Annotated in this window: 25 protein-coding genes and 1 riboswitch; of the genes, 10 read left to right on the top strand and 15 right to left on the bottom strand. The window is 68.5% G+C overall.

Features of this window, described 5'->3' with window-relative positions; genetic code table 11:
• Position 1 precedes the first annotated feature (1 nt).
• From GPZ80_RS08085 to GPZ80_RS08125, 9 genes are all read right to left on the bottom strand, one after another.
• The gene (locus GPZ80_RS08085; protein WP_187219587.1) at positions 2-679 is read right to left on the bottom strand and encodes an endonuclease V; all 678 of its coding nucleotides are present in this window, start codon (positions 677-679) and stop codon (positions 2-4) included.
• Positions 676-822 (bottom strand): hypothetical protein, encoded by a 147-nt coding sequence (locus GPZ80_RS08090; protein ID WP_187219589.1) that lies wholly within the window; start codon positions 820-822, stop codon positions 676-678. The genes GPZ80_RS08085 and GPZ80_RS08090 overlap by 4 nt, the downstream gene beginning before the upstream one ends.
• A 23-nt stretch (positions 823-845) precedes the next feature.
• Positions 846-1,376, bottom strand: coding sequence for a hypothetical protein (locus tag GPZ80_RS08095; protein WP_187219591.1), 531 nt, complete (start codon positions 1,374-1,376; stop codon positions 846-848).
• Positions 1,346-1,963 (bottom strand): hypothetical protein, encoded by a 618-nt coding sequence (locus tag GPZ80_RS08100; protein ID WP_187219593.1) that lies wholly within the window; start codon positions 1,961-1,963, stop codon positions 1,346-1,348. Before GPZ80_RS08100 ends, GPZ80_RS08095 begins: the two co-directional genes overlap by 31 nt.
• Positions 1,964-1,969: 6 nt before the next feature.
• Positions 1,970-2,671, bottom strand: a complete 702-nt coding sequence (locus GPZ80_RS08105) for a WXG100 family type VII secretion target (RefSeq protein WP_187219595.1) — start codon at positions 2,669-2,671, stop codon at positions 1,970-1,972.
• Positions 2,668-2,982 carry a hypothetical protein gene (locus tag GPZ80_RS08110; RefSeq protein ID WP_187219596.1) on the bottom strand — a complete coding sequence of 105 codons (315 nt, stop codon included), beginning with the start codon at positions 2,980-2,982 and terminating at the stop codon, positions 2,668-2,670. The genes GPZ80_RS08105 and GPZ80_RS08110 overlap by 4 nt, the downstream gene beginning before the upstream one ends.
• A gap of 2 nt (positions 2,983-2,984) precedes the next feature.
• Positions 2,985-3,446 (bottom strand): YbaB/EbfC family nucleoid-associated protein, encoded by a 462-nt coding sequence (locus tag GPZ80_RS08115; RefSeq protein ID WP_187219598.1) that lies wholly within the window; start codon positions 3,444-3,446, stop codon positions 2,985-2,987.
• A 133-nt stretch (positions 3,447-3,579) separates the two neighbouring features.
• A complete protein-coding gene (locus GPZ80_RS08120; RefSeq protein ID WP_187219600.1) occupies positions 3,580-4,266 on the bottom strand; it encodes a hypothetical protein in 687 nt (228 codons plus the stop codon).
• Between the two features lie 36 nt (positions 4,267-4,302).
• Positions 4,303-4,923 (bottom strand): metallopeptidase domain-containing protein, encoded by a 621-nt coding sequence (locus GPZ80_RS08125; RefSeq protein ID WP_187219602.1) that lies wholly within the window; start codon positions 4,921-4,923, stop codon positions 4,303-4,305.
• Positions 4,924-5,040: 117 nt separating this feature from the next.
• Here GPZ80_RS08125 and GPZ80_RS08130 point away from each other — a divergent pair, with 117 nt between their 5' ends.
• Entirely contained in the window at positions 5,041-5,865 is an 825-nt protein-coding gene (locus tag GPZ80_RS08130; protein WP_187219604.1) for an AfsR/SARP family transcriptional regulator, read from the top strand.
• Here GPZ80_RS08130 and GPZ80_RS08135 read toward each other — a convergent pair.
• The 4 genes from GPZ80_RS08135 to GPZ80_RS08150 form a co-directional block, all read right to left on the bottom strand.
• A complete protein-coding gene (locus GPZ80_RS08135) occupies positions 5,852-6,808 on the bottom strand; it encodes a threonine ammonia-lyase (RefSeq protein ID WP_187219607.1) in 957 nt (318 codons plus the stop codon). The two genes, GPZ80_RS08130 and GPZ80_RS08135, sit on opposite strands and share 14 nt — an antisense overlap.
• Before the next feature lie 164 nt (positions 6,809-6,972).
• On the bottom strand, positions 6,973-7,224 hold the full coding sequence (locus tag GPZ80_RS08140; protein ID WP_312880185.1) for a DUF397 domain-containing protein: 252 nt from the start codon (positions 7,222-7,224) through the stop codon (positions 6,973-6,975).
• Positions 7,121-8,020, bottom strand: coding sequence for a helix-turn-helix domain-containing protein (locus GPZ80_RS08145; protein WP_187219611.1), 900 nt, complete (start codon positions 8,018-8,020; stop codon positions 7,121-7,123). Before GPZ80_RS08145 ends, GPZ80_RS08140 begins: the two co-directional genes overlap by 104 nt.
• An 87-nt stretch (positions 8,021-8,107) precedes the next feature.
• Positions 8,108-8,443, bottom strand: coding sequence for a hypothetical protein (locus GPZ80_RS08150; RefSeq protein WP_187219613.1), 336 nt, complete (start codon positions 8,441-8,443; stop codon positions 8,108-8,110).
• A gap of 78 nt (positions 8,444-8,521) precedes the next feature.
• On the opposite strand from GPZ80_RS08150, the gene GPZ80_RS08155 reads away from it, so the two are divergent.
• The 5 genes from GPZ80_RS08155 to GPZ80_RS08175 all read left to right on the top strand — a co-directional run bounded on the left by GPZ80_RS08155 (position 8,522) and on the right by GPZ80_RS08175 (position 11,550).
• Complete coding sequence (locus GPZ80_RS08155; RefSeq protein ID WP_312880187.1) at positions 8,522-9,028, top strand: NUDIX domain-containing protein; 507 nt, start codon at positions 8,522-8,524, stop codon at positions 9,026-9,028.
• Positions 9,029-9,211: 183 nt separating this feature from the next.
• On the top strand, positions 9,212-9,634 hold the full coding sequence (locus tag GPZ80_RS08160; RefSeq protein WP_187219615.1) for an SseB family protein: 423 nt from the start codon (positions 9,212-9,214) through the stop codon (positions 9,632-9,634).
• The gene (locus GPZ80_RS08165; protein ID WP_187219617.1) at positions 9,631-9,957 is read left to right on the top strand and encodes a hypothetical protein; all 327 of its coding nucleotides are present in this window, start codon (positions 9,631-9,633) and stop codon (positions 9,955-9,957) included. The genes GPZ80_RS08160 and GPZ80_RS08165 overlap by 4 nt, the downstream gene beginning before the upstream one ends.
• The gene (locus GPZ80_RS08170) at positions 9,950-11,161 is read left to right on the top strand and encodes a putative T7SS-secreted protein (protein WP_187219619.1); all 1,212 of its coding nucleotides are present in this window, start codon (positions 9,950-9,952) and stop codon (positions 11,159-11,161) included. The genes GPZ80_RS08165 and GPZ80_RS08170 overlap by 8 nt, the downstream gene beginning before the upstream one ends.
• A complete protein-coding gene (locus GPZ80_RS08175) occupies positions 11,158-11,550 on the top strand; it encodes a hypothetical protein (RefSeq protein WP_222718992.1) in 393 nt (130 codons plus the stop codon). Before GPZ80_RS08170 ends, GPZ80_RS08175 begins: the two co-directional genes overlap by 4 nt.
• Before the next feature lie 33 nt (positions 11,551-11,583).
• On the opposite strand, the gene thiE is transcribed toward GPZ80_RS08175, so the two are convergent.
• The gene (gene thiE, locus GPZ80_RS08180; RefSeq protein ID WP_187219621.1) at positions 11,584-12,231 is read right to left on the bottom strand and encodes a thiamine phosphate synthase; all 648 of its coding nucleotides are present in this window, start codon (positions 12,229-12,231) and stop codon (positions 11,584-11,586) included.
• A gap of 28 nt (positions 12,232-12,259) precedes the next feature.
• Positions 12,260-12,366: riboswitch (TPP riboswitch) on the top strand.
• Between the two features lie 3 nt (positions 12,367-12,369).
• Here thiE and thiO point away from each other — a divergent pair.
• From thiO to GPZ80_RS08200, 4 genes are read left to right on the top strand one after another with little or no spacing between them, the layout of a single operon-like run.
• Complete coding sequence (gene thiO, locus GPZ80_RS08185) at positions 12,370-13,485, top strand: glycine oxidase ThiO (protein WP_187219624.1); 1,116 nt, start codon at positions 12,370-12,372, stop codon at positions 13,483-13,485.
• Complete coding sequence (gene thiS / locus GPZ80_RS08190; RefSeq protein WP_187219625.1) at positions 13,482-13,682, top strand: sulfur carrier protein ThiS; 201 nt, start codon at positions 13,482-13,484, stop codon at positions 13,680-13,682. Before thiO ends, thiS begins: the two co-directional genes overlap by 4 nt.
• A 1-nt stretch (position 13,683) precedes the next feature.
• Positions 13,684-14,439, top strand: coding sequence for a thiazole synthase (locus tag GPZ80_RS08195; RefSeq protein ID WP_187219627.1), 756 nt, complete (start codon positions 13,684-13,686; stop codon positions 14,437-14,439).
• A gap of 29 nt (positions 14,440-14,468) precedes the next feature.
• The gene (locus GPZ80_RS08200) at positions 14,469-14,915 is read left to right on the top strand and encodes a MarR family winged helix-turn-helix transcriptional regulator (RefSeq protein ID WP_187219629.1); all 447 of its coding nucleotides are present in this window, start codon (positions 14,469-14,471) and stop codon (positions 14,913-14,915) included.
• Here the strand turns inward: GPZ80_RS08200 and GPZ80_RS08205 are convergent.
• The gene (locus GPZ80_RS08205; protein ID WP_187219631.1) at positions 14,912-15,721 is read right to left on the bottom strand and encodes an ion transporter; all 810 of its coding nucleotides are present in this window, start codon (positions 15,719-15,721) and stop codon (positions 14,912-14,914) included. The two genes, GPZ80_RS08200 and GPZ80_RS08205, sit on opposite strands and share 4 nt — an antisense overlap.
• Positions 15,722-15,725: the final 4 nt, after the last annotated feature.

Consider the following 15,725-nt stretch of genomic DNA (forward strand, 5'->3'; position numbering starts at 1 on the left):
GTCAGAGCCGCTGTTCCCGTTCGGTCGGGTGGGACTCGGCGACCTTCAGGGCTTGCCGACAGAGCTGGTCGGCGGCGCGGGTGGTCTCCGGTTGGCGGTACTTGCGGCTGAGCCGGAGGACGAGGGCGGTCGCGGTGTCGAGGTCGATCCGGTGGCCGACGGACACGAAGATGGGTTTCACGCCGTCCTGGGTACGCAGCGCGCGGCCTACTTCGTCGGTGCCGTCGATCAGGGCGGTCCACGATCCCCGTTGCCGGGCGGGCGGTTCGTGGTCGCCCATGGAGTTCTTCCCGACGCCGATGGTGGGGATGCCGGTCGTGACGCCCAGGTGACAGGCCAGGCCGAACCGGCGGGGGTGGGCCAAGCCGTGGCCGTCGCAGACCAGCACGTCCGGCGTGGTCGTGACCGCGGCCAGCGCCTGAATCAGCGAGGGCAGTTCGCGGTAGGCGAAAAGGCCTGGGACATAAGGAAAGTCGGTGGTGCCTGTGACCAAGGCCGAGTCGATGACCTGCCCGGACTCGATGTCCACACACGCCACCGCCGCCACGAGTCGCCCCGTGTCCCCCAGGTAGGCGACATCAAGCCCTGCGGCGATGCGAGGAGCGAAGTCGGCAGGCGTCTCCGCCACCACCGACGGCGCCAACCTGAGCTGTTCGGCGATCGCCTCGTCCGGAGTCATGCGCCGTCCGCGACGTAGGTTTCGATCGGGGCCTTGCGATCGCCGGTCGGGTGCCACTGCGCGTACGGGCTGTATTTCATGCCGATGAAGTACGTGGTCAGCGCGAGAATCTGACCACCAGCACCACGCTCCAGGATGCTCACCCTACGGATCCGGGAAACGTGCGTCAGAGCCGCTGCTGCTGTTCGGTCAGCACCAGGTTCATGTTGGCGGCCACCTTGTCGGCGCGGGTGCGGGCTTCCTCGCGTGTGGCGCACCGCAGGTCGAAATCGTCGGTGGTCATGATCACCAGAGACCGGCCGCGCCCAGTGAGGATCAAGGCGAACACGTCGAGGTAGTCACCGATGCCGAACCAGCCAGTCACGACCTCGATGAACAGCGGCAACTCCGGGACGGCCGCGCGGTCCTCCAGGGGGACCAAGCTCAGCCATTCCTCGTCGTCGTTGCTGTCCATGGCGAGGTCGGGCTCGGTGTTCCAGCGGATCTCCTCCCGCGGGACCAGCCCACGGCAGGAAAGCCCTTCCTGGGCGTAGGAGAGCGTGACGAACCCGGCGGGGGACTCCAGGACCAGGGTCCCGGGCAGCGGGATCGTGCCGTCCGCGGACACGGTGGCCAGTTGCCACAGCCCGGTCACGGTGATGCCGAGCAAAGCACGCACATAGGGCGTCAGTTCGCCGGAGTGCTGGGGTTGTTCCACGGTGCACCTCCTGCTGCTCCACCGCTCTTCACGCTGAGCGCGGTAATCCACTCACCGTCGGGTTTGCGCACGATGATCAGGTCGCCGCGCCGAGACCATATCGCGCCCTCCACCGACATGTACCGACCCACGCCGACCTGCTCCGGGTTGTCGACCACCCGCTGGATGTAGTCCTTCATGGCCTGCTGGGTCTCTGGCTTGCCCGCCCCGCCGGGGATCTCGACGCCGTCCGCGCGCGCCGCGGTCCGGATGTGCTGCGCGTGCTTGCGGAAATGTGGGACGGCGTTCTTGCCGTAGCTCGTCTTTCCGTCGAGCGGGTCCTTCTTGGGGCCCGATCCCTCGCCGGGGCGCCCGGTGGTGCCCTCACCGCCTGGCCGTCCGCGCTTGGCGATCTCGGCGGTGGTGTCCTGGGCTTTGCCGACATCGCTGCTGGCATCGACTTTGCCTGTGCTCTGCGACGGTTTCCCGTCCCCGCCGTCCCCTGGCTTGCCGGTGGGCGGCGGGTTGGGGCCGTCACCCCCGCCGGGCGGGCGGCGGTGGAGCGCGAGTCGGATGACGAGCGCGAGGATCGCCAGGAATCTGATCACGTCCGCCTACCCGTTGAGGAGATTGGTGAGGTTGGTGAGGCTGGTGACCAGGCCCGTGGTGTAGACGAGGATGCGCCCGACCCACTTGACCACGGCCGCGACGATCTGGCCTGCGATCAGCGGGATCGTGACGACGAAAATCGCCTCGACCGCCCAGACGATGACGCGCGCGACCAAGTCGGCGATCAGGTCGCGGACGAGCTCGCGGGTCATCTCGACCAGGCCGCCCGCGCCTTCGGTGGCGGCCGCCATGGCCGCCGAGATGGCGGCGAGGCCGCCGACCGCGTCGACGTTGTTGACCATCATGGCGCGGTATGCGTCGGCAGCGTCGCCGTGCCAGTCGGGCATGTCGTCGGTCAGGAAGGTGCCCAGTTCTTGGGACATGGCGTGGAGTTCGGTGGCCATGTTGTTCCAGGTCGCGGCATGGGAGCGGACCAGGTCGGGTTTGCCGGTCAGCTCGTCGAGCATCTCGCGCAGCGGCTCGAAGTACTCCATGGCCCAGCCGAGGCCGTTGGCCAGCAGCGCGCTGATCGGGTCCAGCACGGTGGCGGCGCCCTCGACCGTGAGCGTCGCCGCGGCCAGCGCGTCGTCGACCCAGCCCTCGCTCTTGATGGCGTCGACCAGGCCCTCGATGCTGTCGGCCAGCCCGGATCCCGTCCACACCTCGCGACTGGACTCGACCGGGGCGACCAAGGAAGGCTCGGTCACCGCATGCCTCCGGCGGCGGTGATCATGCTCGCGTTGCTGTCCTCGATGGCCTCGTACGCCGTCGCGGTGTCACCGAGGGCTTTGACCACCAGAGCGAGGTTCTCCTCCACGTAGGCGATCAGCTCGTCCTGCTTGGCGTGCTTGCCTTCCAGCACCCCGGAGATCCACCCGCACAGCAGTCCATAGGCTTGGTCGTCTTGCGCGATGTGCCCGCTGGCGGACTTGACCGCGCCGAAGCGCGCCTGGATCGCCGCCACGTTCGCCGCGTGCTTGCGGATCTGCTCAGCGTCGGTTTTGAATCCCCCGGCCACGGTCAGTCCCTCCCCAGCGGCGACTCGTCAGCGAAATAGTCCTCGTCATCGGGCCGGGCTTTGCGCGACGGCGGGGCCGGGTCCGCGGCGGGCATCTCACGCAGCCTGCCGACGCTCTCGGCGATCGCCCGTGCCGCGGGCGACTCCGTTCCCACCGTGTCGGCGACGATCTCCTGGGAGCGATCGGCCAACTGGCTCCGGGCCCGTCCCAGCGTTTCCATGATGGTCTGCGCCACCACCGAGGGCGCCGCCCGCTGGATCCGGTCGGTCAACCGCAGGTCCACGACCGCGCCGGTCGAGTCGACGGTGACCGTGGCCATCCCACCGGGATCACTGGCGGTGACTCGCACCGCTTTGAGCTGCTCGCCCATGGCCTGGGTGTCGGCGGCCAACTTGTCGATCCGACTCTTCCACGCGGCCAGGCGCTCCCGAGCGCCTTCCGGATCAAGAACCCTGTCGCTCATGCCGTCCCCGAATCGCCAGTGCGAAGCCCTCTTGATCAGCACTATAGGGAGCGCGACATCCGCACGAAGGTGAAACGAACGATCTCAGCGACGGCCGCCGCCGGGGGCCCCGGCGGCGGCCGTGTCAGCGTGCTCAGCCCACCGCGGCCTTGACCCGCGAGCGGAGCTCCGTCATCGACTTGATCTGGGTCCACTGGCCTTCGAGTTCCTCGATGCCGCCCAGCAGCCTGCCGCCGTCCTCGAAGATGATGCCCACGACGTCCGGGATCATCAGCTTCGCGCCCTGCGGCAGGCCCTTGCCCGCGTTCCTCGACTTCGCCTTCCCGTCGTCCTCACGCAGGAAGAGCATCACCGGCGTGCCCGCCGGGATCGACTTGCGCCACTTGTCCAGCGAGTTGACCGGCGTGCCCGTGGCGTCGTTGTAGCGGCCTCCCTGCCACAGCTCGACGTAGACGAAGCCGTCCTTGACCTGGTTGGCGTGCTTCGCCTTGAGCTTGTCGGTGACCTTCACGCGCAGCACGACGTGCTGCAGCGCGTACGGGTCGGCCTCGGTGTCGAAGGTCTCGCGACCCTGCTCGATCCCGTCGACCGTGCCCGCGACGATCGCGTCGTGTCTGTTGGACTTCACCAGCGCCTCGGGGGTGGCGGCTGGCTCGACGTCCATGTCCGCGCCGCGCAGGACGCTCACGTCGAGACCGGCCTGCTGCACGGCGGCGGCCGGTTTCGCCTCAGGCGCGCTGTTGGTGGTGGACGCGCCGCATGCCGCGCTTCCGAGCGCGGCGGCCAGCAGGATCACCGGCCCGATCAACCTCTTCTTCACTTCGGCTCCCTTGGTGGTCGTGGTAGGCATCGGCGATCAGAACCAGGCGTTGATGTGGTCGCGGTGGTGCGCGGTCCACGTCCGGGTCCACGCGGCCGACGACGTGCCCGTCCAGCCCGAGCGCTGGCAGCTGTCGTCATACGGCGACGGGTAGTGGTTCAGGCCGAGGGTGTGGCCGAGCTCGTGGCAGGCGGTCTTGCGCCACTGGTTCGCCTCGTAGGTCGAGCTCGAGTAGTGCGAGCGCACGAGGGCGCCGTTGATCTTCACCAAGTACCGGTCGCAGCGGGCGGGGGAGCTGCCCGACCAGAACACGACGCACTGCGCGGAGCCGATCCACGAGTCGCTCGTGGTGCCCTCCTCGCGCCACACGACGTCGGTCTGTCCGGCGCCGCTGAGGTCGCAGTCGGCGTGGTACTGGCGGTTGGCGGCGGTCGCGTCGGTCATGTAGACCATCGCGTTGTACATCTGGGTCTTCACCGCGGCCGATGGTTCGATCACCGAGTAGCAGTAGTTGTGGTAGCCGGTGTCCGGCCGGAAATTGCTGTTGAACGGCCACGTGTCGGCCGAGGCGTTGCCTGCTGATGCCACCGCGATGACCGGCGCGACGATCACCGCCGCCGCCAAGAGCCGGGTGAGCCGCTTGAGTACCCGTCCCATCTGACCTCCTTATTACGAATACCGGTGCGGGGCTTATTGCGGAAACCGCATCGGTGGTTTGTCCGTCGAAGGTTTCCCGGGGGCGGTTGCGGAACGGTTGGAGCAGGGGGAGGCCGAATGGAGTACCGAGTCCTTGGCGCGCTGGAGGCACACGACGGGACTGGCGTCGTGGAGCTGTCGCCGCGGTTGCGTGACTTGCTGGCGGTGTTGCTGAGCCGGGCGGGGGAGCCGGTGTCGGTAAGCCGTATCGCCGAGGCGCTGTGGGGATCGGAGCCGCCCAGATCGGCGCCGAAGACCACGCAGATCTACGTGCACCACTTACGCCGGGCGCTCGGCGGGCGACTACAGATCGAGCACCGCGGCGGCGGATACGTGTTGGCCGAGCACAAGGAGGTGGACGCCGCGCGGTTCGAGGACTTCTCCGCGCAGGGCTACACGGCCATGGCCGAACACGACCACGACCGAGCCGTCCACCTGTTCCGACGCGCGCTGTACCTGTGGCGCGGGCCTGCGTTCGACGGTCAGGAGAGCCTGCCGATGGTTCGCGAGGAAGCCGCGCGGCTGGAGGCGCTGCGGCAGCAGGTGAGCGAGGACCGCGTGGAGGCCGAACTGGCGCTGGGCCACCATGGCGACCTTGTCGCGGAACTCATGGCCACGGTGGCGGCCAACCCGCTGCGTGAGCGGTTGCGCGCTCAGCTGATGATCGCGCTGCACCGCTGCGGGCGGCGGGCGGAGGCGCTGGCGGTGTACCGGGAGGGCCGGACGCTGCTCGCGCGGGAACTCGGCCTCGAACCGGGCCCGCACCTTCGCCGGGCCGAACACCTGATCCTGACCGACGCGTCGGAGGGCCTCACCGTGCGCTGCCCGAACTGTCGGACATCAATCGCCCTGCGGCACAACGGAAACCGCACGACGCGCCGGTCGAAGATCATGGGTGCCTGAGCAGGTGGGCGAGCACGTCGGTGTCGATGTTGCCACCGGAGACCACGGCGACCGTGCGGCCCTTGGGCAACTCGCTCGCGCGATACAGGTAGCCGGCCGTGGCGACGGCGCCGCTGGGCTCGGCGACCAGATTCGCCTTGTGCGCGAGAAGGGCGACGGTCTCGCGGATCTCGTCTTCGGAGACGGTGACGATACCGTCCACGAAAGCCTGCTGGTGGGCGAAGGTCAGCGGGGAAGGCTGCGAGCGCAGTCCGTCGGCGATGGTGCGGTTGCGGTCGTCCACCGACCAGGACACCAGCTCACCGGCCTTGAGACTGGCGGCTGTGTCCGCCGCCAGTTCCGGCTCGACAGCCCAGACCTGCGTCTTGGGCCGCAACGCCTTGATCGCGGTCGCGACACCGGAGATCAGTCCGCCGCCGCTCACCGGGACGAGAACGAGGTCGACGTGCGGTAGGTCGGCGACGATCTCCAGGCCGATCGTGCCCTGGCCGGCGATGACATCCGGGTGGTCGAACGGCGGGATCAGCGCGGCCCCCCGCTCGGCGACGATCTCGTCCGCCACCACCTCCCGCTGCCCCACCTCGGACAGGACGACCTCAGCGCCGTGCGCCCGGGTCGCGTCGACCTTGACCTGGGGCGTGTCCTTGGGCACGACGATCCACGCCTGGATCCCGAACATCTTGGCCGCGTACGCCACGGCCTGGGCGTGATTTCCGCTGGAGTAGGCAACGACGCCCTTGGCCCGCTGCTCGTCGGTGAGGTTCGCGATGGCGTTGTAGGCGCCCCGGATCTTGAAGGCGCCGATGGGCTGGAGGTTCTCCGGCTTGAGCCACAGCGGGCGGTCCGGGTCGGACCAGAGGCAGGTCAGCAGGGGTGTGCGCGTGGCAGCGCCGGAGATCCGGGTCGCGGCGGCGCGGATGTCGTCGATGGTCACGAGGTTCACGGCTCCAGTGTGCCTGGTCCGTGAATGTGAATTACTGGGTCAAGGGTGCCGCCAAACGGACCTATTACCAGGAGTGAGCGCGCAATACCGTCACGTTATCGCCACTGGCGAGGACGTGAGGGCGCCCGTGGGCGAGCCGCCAACCCTGCTCGGCTCGCCCACACTCACGTCTGGGAGATGTGAGTGACGAAGACGGACCAGGTCTGAGCGGTCACAGTGACGGTGGGACCGGTGGCGTTCTTGGAATCCCGGATGCCTGCGCGATCAAGGGTGAGCGAGACTTCCACGCAGTCCGTGCTGTCCCCGCCGCCGCTAAAGGTGCTCTTTCGCCACCTGCCACGTGTCATCCCAGCTGCCTTCCGACCGGTCGTACTCGTCCGCCAACGTGGCGAGTAGCGCCCGGGATTCTCCCGCATCGAGTGCGAGAGCGGCTAGCCGCCGGTTGAGGGAGCGGTACCCGGCGACGTACTCGGTGTCCTCCAGAAACAGGCCACCAACCGGCCCGTCCATGTAGGCGATCGCTGGGTACTTGGCGAACCCGAGCAGTCGGAAGGCACCTCCGAACAGCGCTCGGTCGCGCGCGGCCGCCGGCACCACGCGGATCGAGATGTTGCTTTGATCGGCGAAGAACACCATCGCGAGCAACTGTTCGGCCATGATCCGGTAGTCGCCCACCTCCATCCGCAGCGCCCGCTCATGGATGAAGAACGTGAACTTGGCGGGGTTGTTGCGGAACAGGATCCGCTGCCGCTCCATCCGCGCCTGCACTTGCGCTTCGAGCCGGTCAGCAGGCATGTCCGTGCCCAGGAACAACGCGCGAGCGTATGGCTCTGTCTGCAACAGCCCTGGGATCGATTCGGGTTCATAGCTCACCGAGTGACTTGCCTGGCTCTCGTGGAATATCAGTGATCGCAAGGAATCGAGCATCCACTCGCCGTGGGGACATAGCCAGTAGCCCCGGTCATCGTTGGTGTCTTTGCAGGCTTTGATCAGCCGCTGCACATCTTCGTAGTGGGCGCCGCAGGCCGCCATGTAGTGCACGACTTCCGTCTCGGTTGTCGTTCCTCGATACCCGGTCTCCAGCCGGTGCAGACAGGCTGCGGAGAATCCGAGCTTCGGACCGAGTTCGCGCAAGGTCAGGCCCGTGGCCTCCCGATAGCTCCGCAGAAGATCGCCCAGCTCGCGCGCGCCCGCCCGGTTCCTCGCTCCCATTGGGCACACGCTAGGGAAACCACCCGTGCCCGCGCGCCACTTCGCGGGCCAATCCACCCCATCGCGCTAGCTGTTTCACCCCGGGAATCAGACGCCACTGCCTGCCCACTGCGCGAACAGAACCCAGACAAGGATCAAGGCGATGGTGGAGATGACCACGCCCAGCGTCGCCGCGGCGAGGAGGCCGGACGCGACCGAGTCCCACGGTTGCCGCCCCGGAACGAAACGCAGCACGACACCCACGATGAACGCGGCGACCCACACCAGGACGAAGGCGCCTGCGGACTCCCCGCTTTGCCATCCGGTGCCCGCGAAGGTGTTGTTGAACTCGAAGTACACCACGGCGAACATCAGCGAAAAGGGAACCAGGAACGCGGCGAACGCGACACCGGGCCTGCGGGGCGATCGCTCAAGGTCGTCCATGCCCGACAGTCTGGCGATTGCGCGACCCAGGGCGGCAGCGCAGAACTACTCAAGCAGGCCGATGGCTACGGTGCATCGGTGACCGAATCGCCCCGGAAAGTCGAAGTTCTGCCGATTGAGCAGTATGTCGCCACCCTGGCGCGCAAGCGGATGGCCGCGGGGGTGCTGTTTCGCGACCACGAGGACCGAGTGCTACTCGTCGAGCCATCGTACAAGCCGACTTGGGAGATCCCAGGCGGCGCGGTGGACGCCGACGAGTCGCCGTGGGTGGCTGCGTCACGGGAACTGGCTGAGGAGTTGGGCTTGGACCGGCCGGCGGGCCGGTTGCTGGTGGTCGACTACGTCCGGCCACAGGACGGCAGACCCGAGGGCGTCGTGTTCATCTTCGACGGCGGCCACTTGGAAGAGGCCGACTTGCCAAACTTGGTCTTCGCCGACGGAGAGATCCTTTCGGCCGGCTTCCACACGATCGGACAGGCCAGGGCAAAGGTGAAGCCGCTACTGGCCAACCGCCTCGCCGCGGCGGTCGAGGCCGCCCACCAGGACGTGACCGCCCTGTGCGAGGACGGCGTCCGCGTCGCCTGAACCTTCTCAACCCGCCGCTTCGTTCGGACCGGCCTCGGCGGCCGGCGTGGGCGGGGGACAGCGACAGGTGCGCCCCGAGGCTGTCGTTGATGCCGTCGACCAGCAGCGGAGCCCACTCGAAGTTGCATTGCCCCTGTCTCGCGTCGGACGCGCCGAGTGTGGGGCTGCTCTATGTTGGGGTTCATGACCGACTCGTCGCCAGAGCCGGAGGTCGTAGGGGTCGCGCGAGATGTTCGGGCCGCGCGGCGGTCGCCTGCGGATTTTGATGCCGCGTTCGCGGTGGCTACGGTGTTCGCGCGTCGGACCCGGGGGCAGCGTCCTGGGGTGATGGTGTCGATGCTGCCGGGCAAGGGGCAGTGGGTGTTGGCGTTCTCGACGCCGGAGCGCCTTGCCGCGTTCGGGCAGGACACGCCGTGGTTGAGCCTCAAGGGCGCCGATCTGCTGGCGCAGCTTCCTGCTGGGATCGGTGTGCTGCTCGATGTCGGTGAGGATCACGGCTTGCCGTTGCTGCCGCAACCAGATGGCCTCGCGCGGTTCGCGGGTGCGCGGTTGCCCGGAACCGATCCTCGGCGGCAGCGGTCTGAGCAGCGGGAGGAGCGGGCATGACTGGATTCAACGTCGACCTCGCCGCGTTGGATCAGGCGGGCCAGGCCATCTCGCAGACGATGCACGACATGAAGACCTGCTCGGTCGATCGGATCGATGGCGGGTCGGGTCAGTACGGGCACGACGGGTTGCACGAAGCGTTCGAGCACTTCTGTGACCGCTGGCAGTACGGGGTCGAGGTGCTGATCGAGGACGGCGACAAGATCGCGAAGGCTCTCAACGCGTCGCTGGACGCCTATATCGACGTCGACCAGTCCGCCGAGCAGTCGATGCGCGCGACCGGTTCGGGTGCCGACCCCGCCGCGGAGGTGGCCGATGGCTGAGCTGGGCCAGACCCGCGACCCCAAAGAGTTGGTCCCGGGCGACGCGCGCGCCATCGACGACAACGTCACCGCCATCCGTGGCCGTGGTGCGGCCATGGAGAACGCGGGCAACGGGCTCAAAGCCATCGACAGCGGCGCCTGGCAGGGCCAGGCGGGCGACGCTTTCCGCGACGAGTTCGGCTACGAGCCGACCCGCTGGTATCAGGCAGGCGACGCATTCGACGCGTGCGCCAAGGCGCTTTCCGGTTTCGCCGAGACGCTGCGTTGGGCGCAGGGTCAGGCGATTGAGGCGATCTCGCTGTGGGACCAGGGCGAGAGCGCGACCAGGCAGGCCAAGCAGGCGCACGATCAGGCGGTCACCGACGCGAACGCGCGCAGCGCGGCGGGCGAGCCGACGGTGGTCGCGCCGTTCTCCGACCCTGGGGAGGCCAAGCGGCAGGCCGCACGCGATCTCCTCAACCGTGCTCGCCAGCAGCTCACCGAAGTGGGAGACCGTGCTGCCGGGGTCATCCGTGGCGAAGGGGACAAGGCCCCCGAGCAGTCCGGATGGGATGCGTTCTGGGACGGTGTCGGCGACGTCGCGGGTTTCGTCGGCGATGTCGGGTTGGGCCTGTGGGACGGACTCAGTGGTACCGCCGAGTTCCTCTGGGAACTCAGCCCCCACCATCTCATCGACGATCCCGGCCACTACGGCGAGATCTGGGACGGTTTGACCTCCGCCGCGGCGTTCGCGGTCGACAACCCGCTCGAGTTCGGCAAGCAAATGATCAACTGGGACCAGTGGTCGAAGGAGCCTGGACGGGCGCTGGGTAACACCGCGTTCGGATTCATCCCGATCGCCGGAGTGGTCGCCAAGATCAAAAAGTTGCGGACGTTGTCCAAGGCCGACCCGGACGCGCCGAATGTGAAGCCGAACCTGAAGGACTACTTCGACGGCGGTGCCAAGCCCAAGGCCAGCGAACTCGACGAATGGGCGCAGGCTCAGGGCTGGACGAAGACCCAGACCGACAACGGCCCACCGAAATACGTCGACGACAATGGGGTGACCCGGTTGACCATCAAGGAAGGCAGCCCCCGCGCACCCGGCAGTGCCAACCCGCACATCGAGATCCGCGACGAAAACGGTCAACGAACCGACGCGAACGGAAACCCGGTGACCCGCAAGAGTCCCGGCAACCACACACCCATCGAATGGGACTGGTGACGATGACGAACTACACCGACGTGGCGGCGCTTTCCGGCGTGTACCTGGAAGACAGCTACATCCTGGCGATCGACGACACACCCGGCGCGCTGCGGTTCAAAGGCGAGTTCGTCCTCATCGAGCACCACCCCGCCTACCGCGCCCCGACACCAGGCGAGCAGTACTGCTACGCCGACGGTTGGCTGGTCATCCCGAACACCACCCGCGTCGAGTGGAACCGGCGCTCGACACAGCACTTCACCGACGCGGCAGGCGAGGAAGACCTCGGCAACATCGACTACCTCCACCGCGTCGACGACCACTGGCTGATCGGCGGCGACTGGGGCGAAGTCCGCGCCTACACGACTGACGACCCCCGACTTGTCCTGACACCATCCGCCGAGTCCTGAGCCGCGAGCACGCCCATGGCGGGAATTGTCGGACTAGCTGGTCAGGCGATTGGCAAGCGCTTGCGCGGCGGCGTTCGGGTCCTCGGCGTCCGTGATTGCGCGGACGACGACGATGCGGGTGGCGCCTGCGTCCAGGACCTCCGGTAGGCGCTCGCCGTCGATGCCGCCGATGGCGAACCACGGGCGGTCTGGAGCCATCGCGGCGGCAGCGCGGACGAGGTCGAGGCCGGGGGCGGTGCGGCCGGGCTTGGTGGGGGTGGGCCAGCAGGGGCCGGTGCAGAAGTAGTCGACGCCGGGCTCCGACGCCGCTGCTGTGGCCTGCGCCACATCGTGGGTGGAGCGGCCGATCACGACCTCGTCCCCGACGATGCGCCGAGCCAGGGCGACCGGGATGTCGTCCTGGCCCAGGTGCAGCACGTCCGCCTGGGCGGCCAGGGCCACGTCGGCCCGGTCGTTCACCGAGAGCAGGGCCCCACGTGCGGCGCAGACCTCGGCCAGCTTGGCCAACACCCGCAGCTCCGGGCCCGCTTCGAGTGACTTGTCTCGCAGCTGCACGATGTCGACGCCGCCCGCGAGGGCCGCGTCCACGAACTCCGCGAGGTCAGGGCGGTTGGGAGTGCACAGGTAGAGGCGGGCTTCGCCGAGCTTCCGCCTGATCTGGTCACCATCAAGTCCTGGCATGAAGCTGACGGTAGTGCGCTACGGTGAAGGCTGGTCGCACGGGAGTCCGAGTACGGGCTGAGAGGGAGCTGGATCGCTCCGACCGTCGAACCTGATCCGGGTCATGCCGGCGCAGGGAGCGTGATGGTGGTGAAAGACATGCGTGACGAGCGCGTCGCCGTTGTGGGCGGCGGCGTCATCGGGCTGTCCGTGGCCTGGCGGCTCGCCGAGTCCGGATACCCGGTCGTCCTGATCGATCCCTCGCCGACGAGGGGGGCCTCCTGGGTGGCGGGCGGGATGCTGGCGCCGATCACCGAGTCCTGGCCCGGCGAGGAAGACGTGCTCGCTCTCGGTGCCGAATCGCTTACCCAGTGGCCCGGGTTCGCCGAGCAGCTGCGGCCTTTCGGCGAGATCGGTCTCAGGACCGAGGGAACCCTCGCGCTGGCCCTTGACTCCGCGGACGTCGGCACGCTCGATGTCCTCGCGGACCACCTGCTCAACCTGGGCCGCGAGGTCGACCGGCTCACCGGCAGGCAGATCCGGGCGCTGGAGCCGACCGTCGGACCGAAAGTCCGAAGTGGACTGTCTGTGCCCGGCGATCTTGCCGTGGACAACAGAAACCTTCTCCTCGCTTTGCGGCGAGCCGCCGGCGAGGCCGGGGTCCAGTTCGTGCCCGAGCGGGCGACGGCGGTGCGGCCCGGCATGGTGGAGCTCGGTGAGTCCTTTATGGACTGTTCGGTCGCGGTCATCGCCGCCGGAGCGTGGAGCACCGGACTGCACCCGGCCCTCGAGTCCGTCACGCGGCCGGTGAAGGGCGAGATCCTGCGGCTGCGCACCCGACACGGCACGCTTCCCTTGCCCACGCGGACAATCCGGGCGCACGTCGAGTCGCGTCCCGTCTACCTGGTCCCGCGGGCCGACGGTGAACTGGTGCTCGGCGCGACCCAGTGTGAGGTCGGGTACGACGAGGACGTGACCGTCGGCGGCGTGCGTGACCTGCTCTCCGACGCCGAGCAAGTCCTGCCGGGAATCGCCGAGTACGCGCTGACCGAGTGCGCCGCGGGCCTGCGGGCGGGCAGCAAGGACAACCTGCCGCTCATCGGCTGGCTCGAACCGGGAGTGCTCGCCGCCACCGGCCACCACCGCAACGGCCTGCTGCTGGCCCCGGCCACCGCGGCCGCGGTCCTCGACATCCTGCGCGAAGGCGCGGCCCCCGACTACGCGCGGGCGGCCGACCCGTCCCGTTTCCGGACCACGCAAGGAAGGACGCGATGAGGATCGAGCTCAACGGCAGCCCCCGCGAGGTCGCCGACGGAACCACGATCGCCGACCTGCTCACCGCGTTGGAGCTGCCCGCCAACGGCATCGCAGTCGCGCTCGACGGTGAAGTGGTGCCGCGCGCCGACCACGCGCGGGCGCCGGTGTCCGAGGGCTCCGTCGTGGAGATCCTGACCGCTGTGCAGGGAGGCTGACATGGACGACCCACTGGTCATCGCCGACCGGGAGTACTCCTCCCGGCTCATCACCGGCACCGGCGGCGCGGCCAACCTCGCCGTGCTCGAACGCGCCCTGGTCGCCTCCGGCACCGAGCTGACGACCGTGTCGCTGCGCCGGGTCGATACCGCGGGCGGGTCCGGTGTGCTGGAAGTGCTGCGCCGCTTGGGGATTGATCCACTGCCGAACACCGCCGGCTGTCGAACGGCCGCCGAGGCCGTGCTGACGGCCCGGCTGGCAAGGGAAGCGCTGGGGACGAACTGGATCAAACTGGAGGTTGTCGCCGACGACCGGACCCTGCTGCCCGACCCCATCGAGTTGCTTGACGCCGCAACCACCCTCGTGGACGAGGGATTCGTCGTTCTGCCGTATACGAACGACGACCCGGTCCTCGCCCTGCGGTTGGAGGAGGTCGGCTGCGCGGCGGTCATGCCGCTGGGGTCGCCGATCGGGACCGGTCTGGGCATCCGAAACCCGCACAACATCGAGCTGATCGTGGCCCGCGCGGGTGTCCCGGTGATCCTCGACGCGGGCATCGGGACGGCGTCGGACGCGGCGCTGGCCATGGAACTCGGCTGCTCAGCGGTGCTTTTGGCCACGGCGGTCACCCGGGCCTCGGACCCGGAGAAGATGGCCACGGCGATGCGCTCGGCGGTCGTCGCGGGCAGGCTCGCCCGGCAGGCCGGGCGCATACCGCAGCGGTTCTGGGCGCAGGCATCGAGCCCTCCCCGATGAATCCCGGGTAGCGCGCGGCACAATGAGGTATGACATCGGACGCCGAGCAGACCGCGGGCGACGTACCCGCGCGTCTCTACCTGGCCATCGGGCGCCTCTCCCGGTCGCTGCGCCGGTCGGGCAGCCCCGGCCTGGGGCACGGCTCGATCTCCGCGCTGTCCACTTTGGTCGCTTGTGGCGAGCTTCGGCTGGGCGACCTCGCCGGTAAGGAAGGCGTGGCCGCGCCCACCATGTCGCGGATCGTCGCGAGCCTGGTCGAGTCCGGCCTCGCCCGCCGCGAGCCCGACGCCGCCGACCGCCGCGCGTTCCTGGTCCAGGCGACCGAGGAGGGCGAGCGGGTCGTCTCCGGCGTCCGCTCGACACGGGTGCACGAACTCGGCCGCAGGCTCGAACGGCTGCCCGCCGACCAGTGGGAGCAGTTGGTCGCGGCCATCCCCGTCCTCGAAGCCCTGTTGGCCGAAGAGCAGAAGGGCTAACGCTCCTCGGCGAGGCTCCGCATCGCGGCCACCTCTTCGCGCAGCGCCCGGATCTCGGTGAGCAGCAACTGGTCGGAGGCGGCCTGGGCGGCGGCGTTCTTCTCCTCCGCCTCCAGCACGTCCTCGGTCATCTCGTTCTCCATCCCGCCCACAACGACGGCGATGAACAGGTTGAGCACCGCGAAGCTCGACACGAGGATGTAGACGACGAAGAAGATCCACGCCATCGGCTGCTCTTTCATCAGCTCCCGGGCGATGTCCGGCCAGGCTTCCCCGGTCATGACCTGGAACAGGGTGAACAGCGAGGTGCCGAGGTCGCCGAAGTTCTCCGGCTGGACCGAACCGAACATCTTGGTCGCCATCACCCCGGCGACGTAGAGCACCAGCGCCAGCAACGCCATGATCGACAACAGCCCCGGGACGGACCGCAGCAGGCCGCTCACGACCCGCCGCATCGCGGGCACCATCGAGATCAGTCGCAGCATCCGCAGCACCCGCATGGCCCGCAGCACCGCGAACGGACCGCTCGTGGGCACCACCGCGATACCGACGATGATCAGGTCGAAGACGTTCCACGGGTCGCGGAAGAACCGCCAGCCGAAGCCGTAGAGCCGTAACGTGAGCTCGACGACGAAGATGGTGAGCGCCGCGCGGTCCAGGAAAGACAGGACGCCGCCGAACTGCCCGACCATCGCTTTCGAGGTCTCCAGGCCGAGAGTGACGGCGTTGAGCAGAATGACTGCGATGATGAACTGCTGGAACCGTCGGTGCGTGACGAGTACCCGGATGGCTTCGCGCGTGATCACTCCG

It is taken from the genome of Actinokineospora xionganensis (genome assembly GCF_014323725.1).
GTDB classification, from domain to species: Bacteria; Actinomycetota; Actinomycetes; order Mycobacteriales; family Pseudonocardiaceae; genus Actinokineospora; species Actinokineospora xionganensis.

What these genes read in the sequence shown, in the direction of transcription:
- thiE (WP_187219621.1), bottom strand. Translation starts at nt 12,231, where the DNA reads ATGCCAGGACTTGATGGTGACCAGATCAGGCGGAAGCTCGGCGAAGCC.
- GPZ80_RS08195 (WP_187219627.1), top strand. Translation starts at nt 13,684, where the DNA reads ATGGACGACCCACTGGTCATCGCCGACCGGGAGTACTCCTCCCGGCTC.
- GPZ80_RS08150 (WP_187219613.1), bottom strand. Translation starts at nt 8,443, where the DNA reads ATGGACGACCTTGAGCGATCGCCCCGCAGGCCCGGTGTCGCGTTCGCC.
- GPZ80_RS08170 (WP_187219619.1), top strand. Translation starts at nt 9,950, where the DNA reads ATGGCTGAGCTGGGCCAGACCCGCGACCCCAAAGAGTTGGTCCCGGGC.
- GPZ80_RS08125 (WP_187219602.1), bottom strand. Translation starts at nt 4,923, where the DNA reads ATGGGACGGGTACTCAAGCGGCTCACCCGGCTCTTGGCGGCGGCGGTG.
- GPZ80_RS08160 (WP_187219615.1), top strand. Translation starts at nt 9,212, where the DNA reads ATGACCGACTCGTCGCCAGAGCCGGAGGTCGTAGGGGTCGCGCGAGAT.
- GPZ80_RS08115 (WP_187219598.1), bottom strand. Translation starts at nt 3,446, where the DNA reads ATGAGCGACAGGGTTCTTGATCCGGAAGGCGCTCGGGAGCGCCTGGCC.
- GPZ80_RS08200 (WP_187219629.1), top strand. Translation starts at nt 14,469, where the DNA reads ATGACATCGGACGCCGAGCAGACCGCGGGCGACGTACCCGCGCGTCTC.
- thiO (WP_187219624.1), top strand. Translation starts at nt 12,370, where the DNA reads ATGCGTGACGAGCGCGTCGCCGTTGTGGGCGGCGGCGTCATCGGGCTG.
- GPZ80_RS08085 (WP_187219587.1), bottom strand. Translation starts at nt 679, where the DNA reads ATGACTCCGGACGAGGCGATCGCCGAACAGCTCAGGTTGGCGCCGTCG.
- GPZ80_RS08145 (WP_187219611.1), bottom strand. Translation starts at nt 8,020, where the DNA reads ATGGGAGCGAGGAACCGGGCGGGCGCGCGCGAGCTGGGCGATCTTCTG.
- GPZ80_RS08130 (WP_187219604.1), top strand. Translation starts at nt 5,041, where the DNA reads ATGGAGTACCGAGTCCTTGGCGCGCTGGAGGCACACGACGGGACTGGC.
- thiS (WP_187219625.1), top strand. Translation starts at nt 13,482, where the DNA reads ATGAGGATCGAGCTCAACGGCAGCCCCCGCGAGGTCGCCGACGGAACC.
- GPZ80_RS08165 (WP_187219617.1), top strand. Translation starts at nt 9,631, where the DNA reads ATGACTGGATTCAACGTCGACCTCGCCGCGTTGGATCAGGCGGGCCAG.
- GPZ80_RS08140 (WP_312880185.1), bottom strand. Translation starts at nt 7,224, where the DNA reads ATGCGGGAGAATCCCGGGCGCTACTCGCCACGTTGGCGGACGAGTACG.